We start from the raw sequence: 17,091 nt of genomic DNA, 5'->3' as shown, positions 1-17,091 counted from the left end.
TTTGTCTGTTTACAAATACAAGCCAGCGGTGGTTAAAGAAGTACTGGAATGTAAAACTGAAAGATTAACAGACTCAATTGAAGCAAGATATTGTTTATCAATAAAGCTTAATAATAATTTAGACTCTTCACATGTGTTTATTATGTTAAATCCAAGTATTGCTGACAAAGAAGTATCCGACCTCACTATAACTAAGTTATGTAATTTTAGCCACTCATTAAATGAAGTTGGATCCATTCATATTGTCAATCTCTATCCTTTTTACGAAACAAATTCAGAAGAATTGTCCTCAATAATTCAGAAGCTTCAAAAAGAGGACAGTAGCCTGTATGAAGCTACTGTTAAGACTAATCATCAAATTATAGCCAATTTAGCCAAAGAATCTAAAAAGGTAATCTTTGCTTGGGGTGATTGTCCAAAGCGGTTCGATAAACGAAGTTTTAATAAGCAATGCCACGATGTTAAACAGCTCCTAAAAGGAATAAATAAAGACGAGGCATTTGTTATCAAAACCCATTACAACAGGCTTCTCACAGTTAAGAATTCACCAAGACATCCCTCTAGACCTGGGCTTAAATGGCTCGAACCGTTTCATGAATTAGACGCTTAAATGAAACAATCAATAATAAAGTTAACCACGAAGACAATATTACCGCAAACAAAAAGCATATATACGAACTTGTTTTGTTTATTGTTTGAGTCACCGTCCAAAACATCAAGAATTTTAAACATTGTTAAACCGGTATATATTAAAGCAAAAGCTGTCCAAGCTAACATTAGCACGTTACCGTGCGTAATCAGTCCAATAGTAGCCAAGGGGATAATGAACGAAATCCCCTTGAACAATGTAATGACATACACTAGGTTCTTATTTTTCTTCAGTTCTTTATACGGTGAATTAGAAAGCATATGTGTAACTTTAGCGTATACGTTCTGTTCTCCTCGAGTAACTAATCTAATTTCATTAATGTTTAGTGCAAAAAAGTATGCTGCAAGTAATAACGTAAAATATGTAATTATAATACATCTCCTTATTTTATTTTTATCCTATAAACAACTACAACTAATCAAATAACTCTCCGGCTCTCTTCATGTCTTTGATTTCCTCACTCACACTTTCTTTGATTGCATGAGGTAGCCGGTCAATTCCTCGTTGTATTCTTTTCTGACCTGTATTTCTTATATGTAAAGTTAACTCTTTAAACCCTTCCATCGATTCGTCTGAAATTAAATCAAACTGATGTTGAATCTTAGCTAGTAAGCTTATATGTTCCTCTTCATTCTCGCTGAATAATTGGAGGCCTTGTTTAAGATTTTCTATTTCTTTTAGATGGGCTTTTATTTTCTCTATGTGTTTATCCATGATTGCTAAACCTTTCAACAATTTCTAAAACTTCAGCGAGCTTATCTGTTAGCTGTCTTCCCAGGTCTGTTTTTTGTTTCTGATCGAGTTTGTTCATTTTTCCTTTGCCCCTTTTTGCTTTAATTTGATTCTGTCTCATATAATCAATGGAATTTTATCTAAAACACATAGTTGCACACAACTGGGATTGAGACTGCAGTTTTCTGTTTAGCTCTATAAAAATCATTCACCAGCTCAATGTCACCAACTACATAGCTAATGTCTTTAAGTTCTTCGATTTTTTTATCAACTGGAAAAGTGTTTGGGCAATATGTTTTTCGATTTATCAATTTAATTAGAGCTTCTTCAATGGTTTGAATTTCAAATAACAGAGTCCCATCATGTGTGCTATTTGCAGTCAGTTTATAATCAAATTCTTCGTTAACACTTTTATCATAAGACACATGCCCAAGCTTAAGATTCTTTAAGTCTCCATGATAATCATCTAAATAACCGCTTCTTTTAAAAAAGAAGGCAATCTGTTCATTTGGATTTAAGAATTCAGTTCTTTTATTCATGGTTTCCTCCTTAAAGTTTTGTATAAAAGTCTTCTTTTATAGAGATGTTCGTTCAATCGACACCCTTTGGTATCCCTAAGTTCTTTATAAACTTTAGCCATCATAATTTCGCTTTTTCTATATTTTAAACTTGTACATATTCCCTTTCCTGTCTACATGATAGTGTCCTTTTGGATAATATACATGCCCATCTGCATTTACCTTATCAATTACATTAAACATGAATTCGCCATGTTTTATATTCCCTGTCATCCACGCCTTTTTACGTAATCTTTTTTTCATCCAGCATCTCCTTTGTAGGTATAATTGTTGAATTTTTTGAGTATTTTAAGTTGTACCCTGGCTAAGACCCTCCACTGGACAAACATCATGATCTAAGCCAGGGCTTGTATTACTTAGTTCCAGTCGATCCGTGACCACCTCGATCTTCGTTGTCTAGATGATCTACCTCAATCAATTTAACTGCAGGCATCTTCTCCATGATTCTGAACTGACAGATACGATCCCCTTTTTTAATTTCTGTATCCCGTAAGGCATAAGCCGGAAAGAACCAGAAATCATTGTCTCCCTTGTAGGACTCATCAATAACACCCATTGAGTTAGTCTCAATGATGCCAAAGTTTTTAAATGTGCTTGAACGCGGAACAACATGAGCCTCATATCCTTCTGGTAGCTCCATTGCCACTCCTAATGGGATAAGTTTAAATTCGTCCTTTTTGATCGCTACATCTTCTGCTGCACGAAGATCAATCCAATCACCTTGCTCAATTTTGCTGATTCTTGTTTGTGTTTCATCTAAGTATTTGATTTTAATTTGCATTATGTATTAGCTCCTTTTGTTTTTAGTGTTTGTAAGTTCTTGTATAACCTTCTTCAGTTAAACAAATGGCTCTTTATTGTTTGAACTTCGCCCTCAACTCTTCATATAGTTTACGATCACGTTCTTCTTTCTCTTTGAGATACTTTTCTCTTTCTGCCTCTTCCTTCTTTTTCAACTCATTCTCATACTCTTCCCACTCTGATTCATCGATCACCCCTTTTTCATGCAATTCTCTTTTCAAAGGGTGTAATATCTTCTTAGCTTCATGTGGGTATAAAATTCTTGTCTCATAACCATCATCCCAGTCAGATTGTTGACAAACCATAAACACGCCGCCATCCTTAGTAATAATAGTCGTTTGCTCACAAAATTGATTTGCCCAAACATAAGCAACTTCTTTGCCGATTAACCCTTCCTGATTTTCAATGAAATACATTTATTAGCTCCTTTAAATTTAAGTTTGTTTAAAATTACCCTTTTATTGACTATTCAAGATCAATTTTATATTCCTTGGTCACAGTATTTTTCGGTAAAAAGAAATCATATGAGCTATCCTTAAACGGTGGAGATTCCCCAAACATGAACCTTACAAATTTATTAGTATATTCATAACCGTACTTTTTCACATATGGAGTTTTATAATCTCCTTCTTTTACTCTAGAAGCTTCTGCTTTAACTTTATGTACTGATTTGAACCCTTCCTTTTCGCTTACGAAATAGAAATATTGTGTATCGTCAATTATTCCTGAACCCAGTACAAAATTACCGCTGACATTCGAGGAGTCTTTAATTGAATAAACATTTACCTTTTCTTGTAATACTGCGTGGTTATCAAAGGGGAAAAACACCGCAATTAGCCCAACAAAAAATAGTAAAACAAATGCAGCAACGAATCCACAGATTATAGATAAAATCAATTCCCCGTATGTATCTATTAAAACAACTATTGTTGTTATAACAAGCACAATTCCAGCCAATATCAATAATCCCATTATTGACCCCTTAAATCATTTATTAAGGCATCTAACTCATCAGGCTTAAAGCCAATACTTCGTTTTACTTCCTCTCCTTGATCACTCAGCAGAATGGTTACTGGTACTCCCATAACACCAAATCTAGACGCTACTTCTGGTTCCTGTGTAACGTCAACTGTCTCAAATTGAATATTCGCTTGCTCTAAGTAATTGGACACCATTTTACATGGATTACAATTAGACTGCTCTAATTTAATTAATCTCATCGAATACATCCTCTCTCGGTAAAAATGAAATCTGAATCCCTTAATGGTTCAACCGTTGCTTTTTTATAGCCAACGCCCTTCATTGAAAAGAAGTCATGGGATTTAGTCTTTGTGCTTAATCCATTAATAACAATTGGATTGACATCCTCTTCTTCAAACCAATGATCGAATCCAAGATTGTTTAAAGCTTTATTCGCATTGTATCTGATGAATTTCTTTACATCTGGGGCTAAGCCAACCTGATCATAAACATCTTCTGTATACTCCAATTCATTTTCATAAAGCTCTTGTAGCAAGCTTAAAGCCCATTCATACATTTCTTTTTGCTTCTTAGGCGTTTGTTTCTTGTATATCTCTTGGGCTAACAATCCGATGTAAACGCCGTGTATCGCCTCGTCACGGATAATTAAATTCACAATTTCCCCGCTCTGCATGAGTTTCCCTTGTCCATAAAAGTAAAGTGGATAATAAAAACCTGAGTAGAAAAGGAAACTCTCCAGAAACACAGATGCAACCATTGCTTTGAATAGGGAAATGTCATCGTTTTTCTCAACTGCTTTATAAATTGAAACAATTGTTCTTGCTTTCTTTTGAAGAAACCTATTGTTTTTCACCCATTCGAAGACTTCATTAATCTTCTCGGTTGGAGCCAAAGTTAGAAAGATGTTGCTGTAGGATTTCGCATGAACAGCATTTTCCATCATGGCCATGAAATTTAAAACTGCCTTTCTTTGATGTCCATCTACATGTTCAGCAATTATAGGCATGCCAGTGTTCCCCTGCTCTGTGTCCAATAATGTAAGCCCGGCTAAAACTTTCATATAAGTGTCTTGTTCCTTTGTTCCAAGATACTTCCAAGTGAGAAGATCGCCGTTTAATGCGATCTCTTCCGGAAGCCAAAACTGCTTTACGTTTTGGTTGTAGAACATTTGCGTGAAGTCGTCTTCGTGGCGCGACCAGTCGGCCGCCGTATGGATTGCGTTCGTCAATTATTCGTCCTCCAATCGTTTAAAGTAGAGATCCATCTACCAATAAAACTACGTCTGTCGCTTCTCGGAAGTCCTTCAGCAGATCTCCTACGCAGATATTGTAAACGCCTTTATCTTGAGCAACTCGTAAAAACGCGAGCTCTTCGGTTATTAATATTGGAAGAGCCTCCTCTAAAATTCCGGCTACACTCTCGCCCCCAACGCACTCTAAATAAAGTTCGGTCGCCTTTACATACGGCTTTGTATAAAGATCGTTATCCTCAACACTCACAACAGCCAATGCGTAATACTCGTTTTCTCTGAATTCATAGTAATGCTTCATCTCTCCGCCTCCTCTTTGTTTAAACTACGCAACTCAAGCACGAATCTTGGCCGGTGTCTTTTGTTCGCGCATAATACAGCGTTTTAATTCCTTCGTGATGCGCATATAAGTCAATACGGTTTAAATCTCTCGTCGTCATCGTATCCTTTAGGAACAACGTAAATGAAATCCCTTGGTCTACGTGCTGCTGAATAGTTGCAATAAGATCAACTACCTTAAACATATCCATGTCGTACGCTTCCTTATAAAAGAACCAATTTTGAGCCGATAAACCTGGCATTGGATAATATGTCTTACTGTTTCCGTATGTACGTTCCTCAATTCTCTCCATAATAGGCATTACACCGGCCGTAGATGATTGAACATATGAGATGCTTCCAGTAGGTGCAACAGCTTGCCTATACGAATGATACAAACCATATTTCATTACATCCTCTTTAAGCTTCATCCAATCTTCAATGTTAGGAATATGTTGATCTCCAAACAGGTTTTTAACCTTTTCATATTTAGGGCTATAATCATTTGTCACGTACTTATCAAAATACGCGCCTGATTTGTAGGTTGATCCATCAAACTTGTAGTACGTCTCCCCTGTTTCTCTTGCAATTTCCATTGAACGCTGCAGGGAGTAAAAGTTAACCATCATAAAGTATGTATTTGCAAAGTCTTTTGCTTCTTCACTTTCATAAGCAATTTTATTTTGAGCTAGAAAACCGTGCAGGTTCATCTGCCCTAGACCAATTGATCGCATTAGTGTATTTGCTCTCGCAACGGCTGGGGCATTTACAATGTTTGTTTTCCTTGTGACAGTTGTCAGTGAGTCAATTGCTATTCTGACCGTTGAAGCAATTGATTGGTTACTCATTACATTTACAATGTTCATGGATCCAAGATTACATGAGATATCTAATCCAATTTCATCTTCCTGATCGTAATCTGTATAAACTGACACTTGTGATGCTTGGAGTACTTCTGACTTTAATATTCAACGAAAGGCGCAACACTCTCGTCCGTTCTCTTATGAACTACTTACGATCACTCGTAAGAATAGACTATATCATCGACCTATAAGGCCGCCCGCCGTTTCCATCGCCATATGCTTGCGATGTACTCTACTCCCTTACGCGTATGCGTGGTTTCGATAGTCGTTCGGCATTTCCGCAAGGTGCGGTTTAGCACGGTATTGTCTATTGAATAGAGTTTCACCGTTTAGACGGGTTTGCTACGATCATTACTGACCGAAGGTGCTACAGTTAACACAAATTAGAAAACTTCACTTTTGAAATATGTTCATTTGGATGCACTTTATTTACATTGTCAGCAAACATAATATAAGGATAGCCAGATTCACTTCTCAGAATGGCCAATTGCTCCAACAGCTTCCGAGCATTCCCCTTTGCTTTTCTAACCCTTGGATTTTCAACAAGCTCCTCATACATTTTATTGATGTCCATCTCATCAAGATACTGTCCATATTCTTTGTAAACTGAATGAGGATAGAACATGTAAAAGTCCTTATCTTCTCTTGCCAATTCAATGAATTTATCAGGAACCACTACACCAATGGATAGTGTTTTAACTCGGACATCCTCATCTGCTGAAATTTTTTTGGTATCAAGGACGTCTATAATATCGGGATGGAATACACTTAGATAAGCTGCTCCTGATCCTTGTCTTTGCAGACCATTCAGACGTGTTCGCTAAGCACGCCCCGCCATATGGCTGCTTCATGTTACCATGAAGATTAGACTATATCTTCACCCTCTTAGGGTGCCTCCTGTTTCGACTGCCAATAGCTTGCAGCCTACGCCTTTCGGCTAGTCGTTGCACGTTCAAGACTTTAGTCTAGCTTCGCTCATGATTGTCCTTGTAGGAGTTCCCATGAATTAAAGAGGTTTTCGATCGCCATTACTGACGAAAGGGGCCAAATCAACCCATCTGATCTGCATATCTAAAAGCATTATCCAATAGCTTCATAACACCTACGACACCTTTAGTTGCATTCTCTACGTCTTTAATCGCTTCACCCTTGGCTCGTAATTTGCTTAGGTTTAATGCTACACCACCGCCTAATTTAGACAGCTGCATTGAAATGTCAATTGCACGAGAGATGTCATTCAAACTGTCTCCCACTTCAAGTAGGAAGCAGCTCACCATTTCACCTCTTCGCTTACGGCCGGCATTAAGGAAAGTAGGTGTTGCCGGTTGATACTCTTGCTTCATCATAGCGTGTACTTCCTCAACAGCCTTTTCATAATCACCATCCGCACAATACAAAGCTACAATTGAGACGCGATCTTCATATCTTTCCAGAATCTTTGTTTTGTCATTTGTCTTCAATGCATAGTCATTGTAGAACTTAAAGGCACTCATGAAAGATGGGAATCTGAATTTGTAACTGTAAGCAATCTTATAAATTGATTTAATCTGCTCAAATGTGTATTCGCTTAAGAATTCTTCTTCGTAATAATCATTTTTAATCAGATAATCCAGTTTCTCTTTTAAGTCATGGAAAAAGACTGTGTTTTGATTAATGTAATCAACAAAGTAACTGTGTACTGCCTCCTTATCCTTCTCAAATTGAAACTTCCCGTCTTTCTGAATCATGATCTCATTATTGAGCTTGATCCACTTTGGTATTGTGTTTGTCAATAAGTTGTACCTCCCGATTAATCTTCTGCAAGTCTTGTTTTGTTCCACTTAGTTCAAACTTTAATAACAATGGTACATGGAACATTGCTGAAAGCTTGTCCCCAGCTAAACCATAGTTATCACCCCAAACCTTGTTACCACTCACAACAACTCCTTTTATTTTATTTTTATTCTTAATAATAAAATGCAAAGTCCTTTCAGGTACTTCCCCAAAGCCTATCGTATATGTAATATGTATGAATTCTTCTTCAACAATTAAGTCATCTGTTATTTCAATGACATCGAAGTTTAACTCCCTTTGTAATGCTTGAGCAAACCTTTTCACATTACCTGTCTTGCTTTCATATGTAATAATCAATATTCTTTATATTCCCCGTTAACTAAGCTATTTGTGGTTGTTTCTGCTTCATTTTCAGCATAATGGAATGCTTCAGACATTTCTAAGTTAAGGTCTCCCATTTCCATGTATCCCCTAGCCATTTTAGCTTTTAAATCAGAAAGCTCTGACATTGGTACTGGAATGTAGTTATCCTTCTGCTCTTGCGTGATAACCATTTGATCCCCTTCTAAATTGGTCGCAATCAGCTCTCCTTTTAAAGCAGTGTAAGAACCACCATTCTTCATATGTACTTGCGTATTTTCTTTTGCTTCATCCAAGGTTACAAAGTGACTGCGCTTAACGTATAACTGTTTAGCAGCTCCCATTCCACAACTCCCTTTTCTCTATTTTTTGTTTTTATCTTTTTCATGTCTTACGTCCAACGCATCCATATCGTTGAGAATATGGTCAATAACAACATCGCTAAACTTACCGAATGCCTTATATCCAATTAATTTGCTTCTTAGATCTCTCCACTTTCTTGCTGCACTCATTTTGTTTCCCCTTCCTATGAAACTGTGATTTTATAGAGTTATTCTCTTACAATAAATGTCCATCCATTACAACTATGCCTTCTTCTCTGCCTTTTAAATTGTTTGTAATCTCATCTTTAAAGAAGAATCCTTGTTCAAATCCAGTTCTATGAATGTAGGCTTTTACTGCATGATCTAATGAAACTTCATACATTTCTTTGCTAAGATTCTCTTCGTCATCATCAGCAACTTCTTCTGTATACAGCTTCATTGCATCTTCCTTTGTATTTGCCTTGATTAATGCGTAATATGGATCGCTTACCTCAAAGAATTTCATCATATTTCGTCAACTCCTAATCTATTTTTGTAAATCTCTTAATCTCTTTACCATCAATAATCACTTTTCCAAAGAACATTTCTTTAGGTCTTGCCCAAAGAACTCCGTCATGGTCTTCATATATAACCAGCTTTTCTTCTGTTTCAGTGTGAATAGCCTCTCCAATAACCTTATACAGACCGCCTTTATAATGTCTAAACTGGAAACCAACTACATCGTATGTATCCTTCAAAGCATCCAACAACTTCTGTGCATCTTGAGCACTTTTTGAACTGCTGTCATATTTGTTGAGATGTAAAACCGCTTCCTGCATTTTCATATTCACTTTGTTCATCCTTCCCGGTTCCTCGAAGTGCATTAATTCTATTCACCATTTCTCTAAGCTCTTCAAGCTTCACTTTTGCATTTTCATATTCCCACTCTGGATAATACAAAGTTTCCAGCTCCAAAATTCTTCTCTTGAGTAGATTGAGAACTTCTGATAATGCCTTATCCATTCCAATTTCCTCAGCAGTTGTGTTTGAATTTATCAGAGCTTCTCGAATACGTTGAGACTGCCTTTGACTTATACTAATGTCTAATCAACTCCTTAAAATCATCCTTTTATCCAATTTCCTTATTTTCATCTTCAGTTAATTCCTGAACAGTTATTACAGCTTTCGTTATTGGAGCTTGAGGATTTTCAAACTCTACATTGGTAACTTTTAATGCAAGATAAAGGAATTCTTTATCTTTATATATAGATAAATATAACGGAAAGGAACTTCTAATCCCTTTTCGAAGCTTTTTCACTTGACTATTGGCTAGATGAATAATAAGTTTTTCATCAACTTCAGTTACATAGATATCATTTAAAACTAAACATATATCTGGCTCACACGGCAACCATTTATATAACCCCATATTAAAAAATTCTAACTGTTCAATTTGCACTTTTACTTCCTCCTGTCAAATGTCTTGAAAATAAAACTTTTAATTAAATTTCAATTAACTGATTCGTATCTAACCTTTGGATAGGTTGTTTTCATATAAACTTTTTTCATGCACAATGGGCATTGAAACGGATACTTCGGAGGGTTTGATGTGAGCATCATATTTGAAAATACAAGCTCTGGAGCTTCATCGCATTCATCACAATGTAACGTCTCTCTAAAAACATTAACTTTCTGAGATTTAATCATTTTCAGATGCCTCCTTTTTTTCATTACGACAGTATATTTGCCACCACTTTATTTTTAAATCTCCATTTTCCAAAGCCCTTAAATTATTGTGAAGGTTGTCGGGATGAATTCCAAAAACCATTTTTCCTTTAATGAAGACAGCCGCCCCTTCATTTTTATAAAAATCATAAGACAGCTCTCCGCTGTAGCCCTCCTCTTCTAATACCGTAAAATCATTAGATAAAGCATTATAGTATGTAATTCGATTTTTCTCTGAACTTCTTACAAAATCAACGACTGTTGAAATTTGTTTTTGAGTTTCTCCCTCATACTTATTGCTGTGTTTGTAATGGCATAATAAATTTTCAAATTTATAAAGCTCAGCTTTTCCAATCGTTTTGACTAACTCCTTTAGTGCAGCCCCAACCTTATAACTAAGTTTGATTTTATTCATTCAAAATTCCCCTTCTCATTCTTTACTTAAGAAAAAATCCTCTTCCACCAGGAAGTTTTACGTTTTTCTTCTTGCTCTTTAAAACGTTCATATTCTTGTTTAAGTTGCTGATTAAATTCCTCTATTTTTTCTTGTTTTTGAATTGCTTTTTCAAGACTCTCTTTATCCTCAATTGTTTTAATGACCTTGTCAGTCTGATATGTCCATTCATTTTTTGTGTTGCGCTGCCTGTCTGTTACGACTATGTATTCGTTAAACCCTGGGATATACACTTTCCCTTCGATTTCAATTGGGTCTAAGTCAATGATCCCTTCAAAAAATGGCTGGTATTCACATTGCTGCTCAATTGGGACAAGGGCATCACACAGACCTAATGTCCAACTTTTCTTAATTACCTTCCCTTCAAATGTTGCTTTATGCCGTCCCACTTATTCACCTCCTTGTAAAAGATGTTTCTTTACAAATTGAAGGAGTGTATCAACGTCTTTCGTAGTTGCCTTGTCATTGATCAAGAAGAAATCTGCCATAATATATTTTGAATAGTCACCATCGCCATAATATTTATCTGCCACAACTACTTTTAATTGAATATTTTCTGTTATAGGAATCAAATGAACATCTGTTCCATCTACTGGAAAGTCTAAAGGATACATATCAATATTGTTTTCTGTTATGTACTGGTTAATTGAATAAAGGATTTCTTCCCCTTCATTTTCATCAAAGCTGCCAGTATAGCCGGAGAGTTGCTTTCTAAAATAATCACTTAATTCATTGTTTAAATCGGTGCGCTTTCTTTCAATTAGACCAGCCATACCAACCATTAAGCCTTGTCCCTCCGCTTCTTGGATAATAGCCCGGGCTGCTTTTTTGAGCTTCATTTTAGTTGCCCCCTTCTCACATTTCATTAAATGCTGTTATTGCCACCAACAGTTGCTTTGCCTCAACTTCTGCCATTTGATCTCCAATTTGCACCTTTACCCATGTATCTGGATAATCAATACTCTTAGTTGCCAGGAGTTTCAGAGTTTTTCTGTTTACTCCTCTTAATGTGAATTCGGATGTAATGTCTCTCATGGTTTTCTCCTTTCTTTATAAAAATTGAATTTTAATCTAAATGCTCCATTACAATTTTTAGATAATCCTTATAGTCAATAGCAACCACATTGTCTCCTTTGACAAATTGTTCACTTTTAACTCCAAAGAACCACCTGTCGTCTATCCACTGACGACCAGTCATGTTATTTAAACCAAGTTCATCATGAGACTTGAAAGGACTTACCTTTTCAATTTTCTCAATCATAGATTTTATCTCGTTAAAATGCTTAGATCGTTTTTTGAAAGCGTAAAAACCGTCTTTTGGATTTTTAACAATGTCATTTTTAAATACTTCATACGCTTCAGTTTCTTCATAGACTCCGAAATATTCAGAGTGATAAAACGAGAAACCTTCCTCGACGCCATACTTTTCTTCAAACTTGTCGAAGAAGTTGTTAATGCCCTCTTTTCGTTTCTTCTCTGCTTTATACCAGTCGCTCTCCTGTTTAACTTCATAAATCGGTGCATTTAAGGTTTGCATACCCCTCACCCCTCATTATTTGTTTTGATTTGTCGTATACTGCGCTTCCCCGGGAAATTATGAATATTTCCGTTGATTATAATTCCCCTCTAACTCTTCATATGTAGCCCTAAATGGTGAAGTAACTTCTTTCTCACCAACTTGTAAATACTTAAATCCAGTTACATATCCTTTCTTATAAACCCTCTCAACATAAACTGTTTCGTTGGCATCCAACTTGTTATCCCAATAACCGTTTAATCTTGATTTCGCCATTTATACCTCCTCTTTGTATTCATACGCTTCTTGAACTGCATTAAAATCTTCTTTATCTAAAACATCTTTTGCTACTTGGCACCAATATCCTAAATCACTAACCGCTTCAACTAGTTCTTTAATTGCTTGATCCTGAGTAATTGGTTTTGAATCTAATATCCAGGCCCCATTAACAGTTCTTTCTAACGTATGAGCACCTTTTTTATGTAAACAAACTTTCAATTTATCCATTTAGCATCTCTCCATTCTCGATAAAAGGAATATTTTATTTTCACTCTTAAAGTAGTTGCAAGTAACCCAATGTCTTTTCTAATTTCATGTCTTTGCAATTCTCAATGCATTCTTTCTTGATTGCTTCTCCGCATTCTTTATGTACCGGGAATTCCTTGTATTCTTTGTTGTCAGTTATTCTTATGAAATAAACGATGTCGCCAATGTGATCCCTGCATTTAACACACTCCAATGCATCACCTCGCTTCCCTATACTTCTAATATACTCGCTTTCTCCTGAACAATCAATAACTATTTTATTTTTACTCTGAATATTTTTTAAAAAGTAGGAGAGTTTCCTCCCCTACAGTACAATAAGGCTGCTGCTAATGGTTTTGAGTTCGTTTATGAAATACACGAACAATTATTGCTGCTATGAAGAATAAGGCAAACAATCCAAAAGCCATTGATCCATTCTTTAAAATTATCCCAAAGATCAACAAAGCGCAACCAGACAAAATAAATAGTATTTTACTTAAGATATTGATCATTTACACTTCTCCATACAATCAAAGAATGCATTTACACCAATAATACCAGCAGAATTTACACAAGCATAGCAAGCAGTCCCTGCTGTTGCTGGAACACCAGCTGTGCATGAAACTCCACATAAAATAGCTAAACCGGTAATTGCCCATTGGCTAATATTCTTATCACCTAAGCAATCTGATACGCATCCAGTCCAACTCTTCTGAGCACTCATCATGTTAGATGTACTTCTTTTGTCCTCTGAAGTTTGTTTTGTTTCAAAGACCCCAGACTTGTCCTCATCCTTAACACCATTAACCCAATAATTCATTTCGTTTTGAGTGCTGCTGATTTTCTTCATGTCAACTTCATAGTACTCTTCAATATTCATATCGCTATTAAACGAAACATTAAATGAGCTAACTCTGTCTACTTTTTCAGTGTCCACGTATAAATAAGAAACCGAATAAGTTACTGTGCCATCATCATACTTAATAGCTCTAACTGATGCATTATCAAATACCTTTTCGTTTGATTTATGATATTTAATGTCTCCATCTTCAATTGCTTTTTCTGCCTTGGATAGAAGTTTTTCCTTAGTCTTTTTACTCACATCAATAGTGTGATCTGCAACAAATTCTGCCTCTGATTTTACTTTATCCTTGTCGACATTATCTGTTGAGATTGTGCTCTTTGCATCACTGTTCGGAGGAAATGTTGAAAAGGCCAGCACAAATACGGCAACTAATGCTAAGATCGTTCGATAAAAATAATTGTTCATAAAAATATCCCCTTTGTAAAAATATAATTCTCATCTGGCACCAATACTTATCAAACAGACAATCTCATAAATCACCTTCTTTCTTTAATAAATGCTACCAATCATATAAATAATTGTTAAGAAATACTGACGATTTTGAATATTAAGTAACACAGATGTTCTTATATCAAAGGGATATTGCTCACCTTTATAAACAACTTATGTAATTTTGTAATTCCTTAGATTTAGTAAAAATCTCACCGAATTTTTTGTCTATAGTTTTCCATTGTCTTTCAGATGTTGAAGGCAACTCATTTTCAAGGTAAATGAACAACTCATCAACTCTGCTACTAAGTTGATCCATATTTTGCACGAGTGTTTCTTTTATTGGATCAGATATATACATGGATCTGTCCTCCCTTATGAAAAGATAATTACCGCCTTGCTGTTGTTATTTTTTATGTATGGAGCATATTTTCGTTCAAGATAATTCCTTGACTTTCCTTCTCCCAGACTCACATTATAAATATCTCTTACTTTATGTACTTCATATGCTTGTTCTTTTGCCTGTTCAGGTGATAACGCCTCAATTATTAAAGACGTATTTTCGTCTTTGTGATCTTTACATCTAACATAGTACCTTTTCAATAAACATCCCTTTATCCTTTCTTTTAATCCTGTTATATTAATCCTCTTTTAGATAAGACTTAAAGAAATCTTCTAGGTTTGCAGCAATTGCACCGACAACTTCTGCATAATGTGTATGGCTCTTCTCTTCGGATCTTAAAAGTTCAACTGCAGACTTAGCAATCGCTTTTATTTTCTCCTCGTCTAATTTTCCGCTTCTTACTTCGTCTTTAATCTTTTCGGCTTTCTCTTTTAAGCTTTCTGGATAGTTCACCGCAGACTCCACCTCTTATATTTTATTTTTACTCTTTAATAGAGATATTTTAATTGGTTTCACAAACACTTCACACATTTCAAATTTTTTACATGTTAGACTAGGGTTGTACTTACAATCAAAACCTAGGAGGTAATTCTTATGAAAAAGTTTTACAAAGGCTTGATTGTTTCTGCTCTATCGCTTACAACACTAGCTCTCCCTGCATTCACATCACAAGCTTCAGCCCTAACACCTGTCAAATCAGTTGACCAAGTTAAGCAGCTAGGCGATCAGCTCGGTACAGTTGATTACACATGCTTAGGAATTCTAACGTATCTCTATTAAAAGGTTACACCCGGTGGGAAATTGTTTCTGGAAGCAACCTTATTAGCATTAGTTCCAGTGGTGTTGTATCCTCTCATTCAACATTAGGCACAGCATTGGTTTACGCGTATGACATTAACGACAATTATGTAATTTTTAAAATAACAGTAGAAGCACGTTAGTTACTGAGGAGTGTTAATTCACTCCTTCTCTCAATTTTTTACTCAAATAATTGAATCAAACCTTCTACGATCTCATCACTATTCCATTGTTCTGTATCCCACGAATATGTATGTAATCCTACATCGCTCATTACTTCTCGGTATAACTCTAAGACCGGCTCAATGTCTCGATCATTTATGTATTCATCACCACGTTCAAGTAAACGCTGCTTAATAACTTTCGGATCAGCATGTAAATAAACCACTTTTGCTTTATATCTAATCTTCTCCTCAATCTCCCTTTGCTGATCTTCCGTTAAGATTGAGTAATCCTTGAACTTTCTCGCATAAACCAAATTTGAATATATGTATCGATCAATAATTACATTGTCCTCATCGGCCAGTTTGTTGAAGTGTTCAAACAGCTTCTCATTACCGCTCTTAGCTAATTCAAAGCTGGATCCCTTTATGACCGGATATCCAAGTTCTTTGCTAAGCTTATCTGCCACTGTTGATTTGTAGCAGCAGTCAGTTCCTTCTAAAATTATCATCGTCATTTATCTTCCACCCTTCTCACATTGCTGAAGCCAATCACTCTATATGAGCCATCTGGATACTCAACTTCTAATTGCTCATGTCCTTTATCAACTTGCGCAACAACACCAATCTCTCCTGTAAAACCTGCAATCACCTTCTCTCCCTTTTTAAACATTCAATTAACCTCCTTTAGCTGGATTTAATTCATGCTCCTTGAAGAATGTAATATCACCTGTCTCATCACTGACTGCGTAATCATATGTGGCAGAGTGAAGCAATTCAATAATTTTCCCTTCCCGTCCAACATGATGAGGACAAGCGTTCTTTGCATTCTCATTTATGATGACTTTTAACCCTTCTGGATAAGACCAAAACTTCGGCAATTAATCGCCTCCTAATTAATAATCGATATTGTCCCATTTTGCTTGCCAAAATTTATTGCGTCACGCTCGGTTGCTACAAGCAAGTCCACTTTATTTCCAACAATTGCGCCTCCAGTATCAATTGCAATTGCTTTGAACGTTTTCCCACCAATGCTCACTTCAGCAATTGAATTCAGGGGAATGACACTTGGATCGGTTGCAATAACACGATACCCTTTGTAATAGATTGATTGAGTAACATCAACACCTGTTCTAGTTGTTCCTGTGCATCCTTCTTGGCAGTGGGCAATATAAGCACTCAGCTTAACCTGGATGGTTTTCTTTGCGGCCGGCGGCTTGTTTTCTTTTTCTTTAATATCAATTTTATTTTTACTCTTAAAAACTCTATGCTTTGCCTTTTCACCTCCTCTCATGTGCCTTTTCTTACTTTGCTTAGGTTTAATGAGTTTTGCTGAGATAATCTTCTCTGTATGCCTTTTTAATTGTTGTTCTTTGTTCGTTTGAGCTTTTTTAAATAACCGCAAGACAATATTCTCACTTGATGGGATCCTAATCTGTTTAGGTTTCTTATAAAATGATTCTTTTATTGAGTCTTCATTTCCCTCTGTTTTATGTAAATGCTGCTCATAACTTATGTAAGAAAAAGTTGTTAAGGGAATTAAAATCATCATACCATAAACAGATTTGAAAATGTGTGTTTTTATTTTATTTTTATCCATAAAATTTTT

At 35.9% G+C, this 17,091-nt stretch carries 32 protein-coding genes and 4 pseudogenes; 2 read left to right on the top strand and 34 right to left on the bottom strand.

Going from position 1 to position 17,091, the window contains the following annotated elements; translation table 11 throughout:
* Position 1 precedes the first annotated feature (1 nt).
* Positions 2-610: a DUF1643 domain-containing protein gene (locus NYE62_RS09755; protein WP_327942565.1), complete on the top strand. Its 609-nt coding sequence runs from the start codon at positions 2-4 to the stop codon at positions 608-610.
* Between the two features lie 453 nt (positions 611-1,063).
* Here the strand turns inward: NYE62_RS09755 and NYE62_RS09750 are convergent, their stop codons facing one another.
* From NYE62_RS09750 to NYE62_RS09605, 30 genes and pseudogenes are all read right to left on the bottom strand, one after another.
* Entirely contained in the window at positions 1,064-1,363 is a 300-nt protein-coding gene (locus NYE62_RS09750; RefSeq protein ID WP_327942566.1) for a hypothetical protein, read from the bottom strand.
* A 158-nt stretch (positions 1,364-1,521) separates the two neighbouring features.
* Entirely contained in the window at positions 1,522-1,920 is a 399-nt protein-coding gene (locus tag NYE62_RS09745) for a hypothetical protein (protein WP_342497443.1), read from the bottom strand.
* A gap of 117 nt (positions 1,921-2,037) precedes the next feature.
* Entirely contained in the window at positions 2,038-2,202 is a 165-nt protein-coding gene (locus tag NYE62_RS09740; protein WP_165913814.1) for a hypothetical protein, read from the bottom strand.
* A 109-nt stretch (positions 2,203-2,311) separates the two neighbouring features.
* Positions 2,312-2,740: a dUTP diphosphatase gene (locus NYE62_RS09735; RefSeq protein WP_342497442.1), complete on the bottom strand. Its 429-nt coding sequence runs from the start codon at positions 2,738-2,740 to the stop codon at positions 2,312-2,314.
* A gap of 73 nt (positions 2,741-2,813) precedes the next feature.
* A complete protein-coding gene (locus NYE62_RS09730) occupies positions 2,814-3,176 on the bottom strand; it encodes a hypothetical protein (RefSeq protein WP_094032714.1) in 363 nt (120 codons plus the stop codon).
* 49 nt (positions 3,177-3,225) lie between these two features.
* The gene (locus NYE62_RS09725) at positions 3,226-3,732 is read right to left on the bottom strand and encodes a hypothetical protein (protein WP_094032715.1); all 507 of its coding nucleotides are present in this window, start codon (positions 3,730-3,732) and stop codon (positions 3,226-3,228) included.
* Positions 3,732-3,980 carry a thioredoxin domain-containing protein gene (locus tag NYE62_RS09720; RefSeq protein ID WP_342497441.1) on the bottom strand — a complete coding sequence of 83 codons (249 nt, stop codon included), beginning with the start codon at positions 3,978-3,980 and terminating at the stop codon, positions 3,732-3,734. The genes NYE62_RS09725 and NYE62_RS09720 overlap by 1 nt, the downstream gene beginning before the upstream one ends.
* Positions 3,977-4,957 carry a class 1b ribonucleoside-diphosphate reductase subunit beta gene (nrdF, locus tag NYE62_RS09715; protein WP_094032796.1) on the bottom strand — a complete coding sequence of 327 codons (981 nt, stop codon included), beginning with the start codon at positions 4,955-4,957 and terminating at the stop codon, positions 3,977-3,979. Before nrdF ends, NYE62_RS09720 begins: the two co-directional genes overlap by 4 nt.
* Before the next feature lie 31 nt (positions 4,958-4,988).
* The gene (locus NYE62_RS09710; RefSeq protein ID WP_342497440.1) at positions 4,989-5,291 is read right to left on the bottom strand and encodes a hypothetical protein; all 303 of its coding nucleotides are present in this window, start codon (positions 5,289-5,291) and stop codon (positions 4,989-4,991) included.
* A 19-nt stretch (positions 5,292-5,310) separates the two neighbouring features.
* Positions 5,311-6,267 (bottom strand): annotated as a pseudogene (locus tag NYE62_RS09705) (ribonucleotide-diphosphate reductase subunit alpha); the annotation flags it as partial.
* Positions 6,268-6,547: 280 nt separating this feature from the next.
* Positions 6,548-6,970, bottom strand: a pseudogene (locus NYE62_RS09700) (ribonucleotide-diphosphate reductase subunit alpha); the annotation flags it as partial.
* Positions 6,971-7,223: 253 nt separating this feature from the next.
* Positions 7,224-7,943: pseudogene (locus NYE62_RS09695) on the bottom strand (ribonucleotide reductase N-terminal alpha domain-containing protein); the annotation flags it as partial.
* Positions 7,906-8,301 carry a class Ib ribonucleoside-diphosphate reductase assembly flavoprotein NrdI gene (gene nrdI, locus NYE62_RS09690; RefSeq protein WP_141137944.1) on the bottom strand — a complete coding sequence of 132 codons (396 nt, stop codon included), beginning with the start codon at positions 8,299-8,301 and terminating at the stop codon, positions 7,906-7,908. The gene nrdI and the pseudogene NYE62_RS09695, both read right to left, overlap by 38 nt.
* The gene (locus NYE62_RS09685) at positions 8,298-8,648 is read right to left on the bottom strand and encodes a hypothetical protein (protein ID WP_094032718.1); all 351 of its coding nucleotides are present in this window, start codon (positions 8,646-8,648) and stop codon (positions 8,298-8,300) included. Before NYE62_RS09685 ends, nrdI begins: the two co-directional genes overlap by 4 nt.
* 18 nt (positions 8,649-8,666) lie before the next feature.
* A complete protein-coding gene (locus NYE62_RS09680) occupies positions 8,667-8,816 on the bottom strand; it encodes a hypothetical protein (protein ID WP_176428393.1) in 150 nt (49 codons plus the stop codon).
* 46 nt (positions 8,817-8,862) lie between these two features.
* Positions 8,863-9,135 (bottom strand): hypothetical protein, encoded by a 273-nt coding sequence (locus tag NYE62_RS09675; protein ID WP_142295831.1) that lies wholly within the window; start codon positions 9,133-9,135, stop codon positions 8,863-8,865.
* 13 nt (positions 9,136-9,148) lie between these two features.
* Positions 9,149-9,451 (bottom strand): DUF1653 domain-containing protein, encoded by a 303-nt coding sequence (locus NYE62_RS09670; RefSeq protein ID WP_335432287.1) that lies wholly within the window; start codon positions 9,449-9,451, stop codon positions 9,149-9,151.
* Positions 9,411-9,629 (bottom strand): hypothetical protein, encoded by a 219-nt coding sequence (locus NYE62_RS09665; RefSeq protein ID WP_335432063.1) that lies wholly within the window; start codon positions 9,627-9,629, stop codon positions 9,411-9,413. The genes NYE62_RS09670 and NYE62_RS09665 overlap by 41 nt, the downstream gene beginning before the upstream one ends.
* A 106-nt stretch (positions 9,630-9,735) precedes the next feature.
* Entirely contained in the window at positions 9,736-10,065 is a 330-nt protein-coding gene (locus NYE62_RS09660; RefSeq protein ID WP_113766142.1) for a hypothetical protein, read from the bottom strand.
* Positions 10,066-10,305: 240 nt separating this feature from the next.
* A complete protein-coding gene (locus NYE62_RS09655; protein ID WP_342497439.1) occupies positions 10,306-10,746 on the bottom strand; it encodes a hypothetical protein in 441 nt (146 codons plus the stop codon).
* A 26-nt stretch (positions 10,747-10,772) separates the two neighbouring features.
* A complete protein-coding gene (locus NYE62_RS09650) occupies positions 10,773-11,174 on the bottom strand; it encodes a hypothetical protein (protein ID WP_342497438.1) in 402 nt (133 codons plus the stop codon).
* Positions 11,175-11,624: a hypothetical protein gene (locus NYE62_RS09645; RefSeq protein WP_225046053.1), complete on the bottom strand. Its 450-nt coding sequence runs from the start codon at positions 11,622-11,624 to the stop codon at positions 11,175-11,177.
* A 16-nt stretch (positions 11,625-11,640) separates the two neighbouring features.
* Positions 11,641-11,820 carry a hypothetical protein gene (locus NYE62_RS09640; RefSeq protein WP_020954083.1) on the bottom strand — a complete coding sequence of 60 codons (180 nt, stop codon included), beginning with the start codon at positions 11,818-11,820 and terminating at the stop codon, positions 11,641-11,643.
* A gap of 31 nt (positions 11,821-11,851) precedes the next feature.
* Positions 11,852-12,383, bottom strand: a pseudogene (locus NYE62_RS09635) (hypothetical protein).
* Positions 12,380-12,577: a hypothetical protein gene (locus NYE62_RS09630; RefSeq protein WP_124692954.1), complete on the bottom strand. Its 198-nt coding sequence runs from the start codon at positions 12,575-12,577 to the stop codon at positions 12,380-12,382. The pseudogene NYE62_RS09635 and the gene NYE62_RS09630 overlap by 4 nt, the downstream one beginning before the upstream one ends.
* A complete protein-coding gene (locus tag NYE62_RS09625) occupies positions 12,578-12,808 on the bottom strand; it encodes a hypothetical protein (protein WP_124692953.1) in 231 nt (76 codons plus the stop codon).
* Positions 12,809-13,334: 526 nt separating this feature from the next.
* Positions 13,335-14,096, bottom strand: a complete 762-nt coding sequence (locus NYE62_RS09620) for a hypothetical protein (protein WP_342497437.1) — start codon at positions 14,094-14,096, stop codon at positions 13,335-13,337.
* A gap of 187 nt (positions 14,097-14,283) precedes the next feature.
* Entirely contained in the window at positions 14,284-14,481 is a 198-nt protein-coding gene (locus NYE62_RS09615) for a hypothetical protein (protein ID WP_020954086.1), read from the bottom strand.
* Positions 14,482-14,495: 14 nt separating this feature from the next.
* A complete protein-coding gene (locus tag NYE62_RS09610; RefSeq protein ID WP_053574333.1) occupies positions 14,496-14,723 on the bottom strand; it encodes a hypothetical protein in 228 nt (75 codons plus the stop codon).
* A 37-nt stretch (positions 14,724-14,760) separates the two neighbouring features.
* Positions 14,761-14,976, bottom strand: coding sequence for a hypothetical protein (locus tag NYE62_RS09605; RefSeq protein WP_095353282.1), 216 nt, complete (start codon positions 14,974-14,976; stop codon positions 14,761-14,763).
* A 141-nt stretch (positions 14,977-15,117) separates the two neighbouring features.
* On the opposite strand from NYE62_RS09605, the gene NYE62_RS09600 reads away from it, so the two are divergent.
* Positions 15,118-15,303: a hypothetical protein gene (locus NYE62_RS09600; protein WP_342497436.1), complete on the top strand. Its 186-nt coding sequence runs from the start codon at positions 15,118-15,120 to the stop codon at positions 15,301-15,303.
* 199 nt (positions 15,304-15,502) lie between these two features.
* Here the strand turns inward: NYE62_RS09600 and NYE62_RS09595 are convergent, their stop codons facing one another.
* From NYE62_RS09595 to NYE62_RS09580, 4 genes are read right to left on the bottom strand one after another with little or no spacing between them, the layout of a single operon-like run.
* Positions 15,503-16,000 carry an AAA family ATPase gene (locus NYE62_RS09595; protein ID WP_053574338.1) on the bottom strand — a complete coding sequence of 166 codons (498 nt, stop codon included), beginning with the start codon at positions 15,998-16,000 and terminating at the stop codon, positions 15,503-15,505.
* A complete protein-coding gene (locus NYE62_RS09590) occupies positions 15,997-16,155 on the bottom strand; it encodes a hypothetical protein (protein ID WP_094032728.1) in 159 nt (52 codons plus the stop codon). Before NYE62_RS09590 ends, NYE62_RS09595 begins: the two co-directional genes overlap by 4 nt.
* Before the next feature lie 4 nt (positions 16,156-16,159).
* Complete coding sequence (locus tag NYE62_RS09585; protein WP_014417936.1) at positions 16,160-16,363, bottom strand: YorP family protein; 204 nt, start codon at positions 16,361-16,363, stop codon at positions 16,160-16,162.
* Positions 16,364-16,374: 11 nt separating this feature from the next.
* A complete protein-coding gene (locus NYE62_RS09580; RefSeq protein ID WP_342497435.1) occupies positions 16,375-17,082 on the bottom strand; it encodes a 3D domain-containing protein in 708 nt (235 codons plus the stop codon).
* Positions 17,083-17,091 lie beyond the last annotated feature (9 nt).

It is taken from the genome of Bacillus sp. FSL K6-2861, assembly GCF_038630725.1.
GTDB lineage: Bacteria > Bacillota > Bacilli > Bacillales > Bacillaceae > Bacillus > Bacillus velezensis.
Note: the sequence above shows the minus strand (reverse complement) of the source record. Positions and strands in the feature narration are given on the sequence as shown.

Excerpts from the sequence above, each read along its gene's own strand:
- NYE62_RS09600 (WP_342497436.1), top strand. The coding sequence starts at position 15,118 with ATGAAAAAGTTTTACAAAGGCTTGATTGTTTCTGCTCTATCGCTTACA.
- NYE62_RS09665 (WP_335432063.1), bottom strand. The coding sequence starts at position 9,629 with ATGGATAAGGCATTATCAGAAGTTCTCAATCTACTCAAGAGAAGAATT.
- NYE62_RS09580 (WP_342497435.1), bottom strand. The coding sequence starts at position 17,082 with ATGGATAAAAATAAAATAAAAACACACATTTTCAAATCTGTTTATGGT.
- NYE62_RS09620 (WP_342497437.1), bottom strand. The coding sequence starts at position 14,096 with ATGAACAATTATTTTTATCGAACGATCTTAGCATTAGTTGCCGTATTT.
- NYE62_RS09685 (WP_094032718.1), bottom strand. The coding sequence starts at position 8,648 with ATGGGAGCTGCTAAACAGTTATACGTTAAGCGCAGTCACTTTGTAACC.
- NYE62_RS09745 (WP_342497443.1), bottom strand. The coding sequence starts at position 1,920 with ATGAATAAAAGAACTGAATTCTTAAATCCAAATGAACAGATTGCCTTC.
- NYE62_RS09670 (WP_335432287.1), bottom strand. The coding sequence starts at position 9,451 with ATGAAAATGCAGGAAGCGGTTTTACATCTCAACAAATATGACAGCAGT.
- NYE62_RS09625 (WP_124692953.1), bottom strand. The coding sequence starts at position 12,808 with ATGGATAAATTGAAAGTTTGTTTACATAAAAAAGGTGCTCATACGTTA.
- NYE62_RS09595 (WP_053574338.1), bottom strand. The coding sequence starts at position 16,000 with ATGACGATGATAATTTTAGAAGGAACTGACTGCTGCTACAAATCAACA.
- NYE62_RS09630 (WP_124692954.1), bottom strand. The coding sequence starts at position 12,577 with ATGGCGAAATCAAGATTAAACGGTTATTGGGATAACAAGTTGGATGCC.
- NYE62_RS09735 (WP_342497442.1), bottom strand. The coding sequence starts at position 2,740 with ATGCAAATTAAAATCAAATACTTAGATGAAACACAAACAAGAATCAGC.
- NYE62_RS09725 (WP_094032715.1), bottom strand. The coding sequence starts at position 3,732 with ATGGGATTATTGATATTGGCTGGAATTGTGCTTGTTATAACAACAATA.
- NYE62_RS09710 (WP_342497440.1), bottom strand. The coding sequence starts at position 5,291 with ATGAAGCATTACTATGAATTCAGAGAAAACGAGTATTACGCATTGGCT.
- NYE62_RS09590 (WP_094032728.1), bottom strand. The coding sequence starts at position 16,155 with ATGTTTAAAAAGGGAGAGAAGGTGATTGCAGGTTTTACAGGAGAGATT.
- NYE62_RS09655 (WP_342497439.1), bottom strand. The coding sequence starts at position 10,746 with ATGAATAAAATCAAACTTAGTTATAAGGTTGGGGCTGCACTAAAGGAG.
- NYE62_RS09730 (WP_094032714.1), bottom strand. The coding sequence starts at position 3,176 with ATGTATTTCATTGAAAATCAGGAAGGGTTAATCGGCAAAGAAGTTGCT.
- NYE62_RS09640 (WP_020954083.1), bottom strand. The coding sequence starts at position 11,820 with ATGAGAGACATTACATCCGAATTCACATTAAGAGGAGTAAACAGAAAA.
- NYE62_RS09740 (WP_165913814.1), bottom strand. The coding sequence starts at position 2,202 with ATGAAAAAAAGATTACGTAAAAAGGCGTGGATGACAGGGAATATAAAA.
- NYE62_RS09680 (WP_176428393.1), bottom strand. The coding sequence starts at position 8,816 with ATGAGTGCAGCAAGAAAGTGGAGAGATCTAAGAAGCAAATTAATTGGA.
- NYE62_RS09750 (WP_327942566.1), bottom strand. The coding sequence starts at position 1,363 with ATGGATAAACACATAGAGAAAATAAAAGCCCATCTAAAAGAAATAGAA.
- NYE62_RS09615 (WP_020954086.1), bottom strand. The coding sequence starts at position 14,481 with ATGTATATATCTGATCCAATAAAAGAAACACTCGTGCAAAATATGGAT.
- NYE62_RS09720 (WP_342497441.1), bottom strand. The coding sequence starts at position 3,980 with ATGAGATTAATTAAATTAGAGCAGTCTAATTGTAATCCATGTAAAATG.
- NYE62_RS09645 (WP_225046053.1), bottom strand. The coding sequence starts at position 11,624 with ATGAAGCTCAAAAAAGCAGCCCGGGCTATTATCCAAGAAGCGGAGGGA.
- NYE62_RS09675 (WP_142295831.1), bottom strand. The coding sequence starts at position 9,135 with ATGATGAAATTCTTTGAGGTAAGCGATCCATATTACGCATTAATCAAG.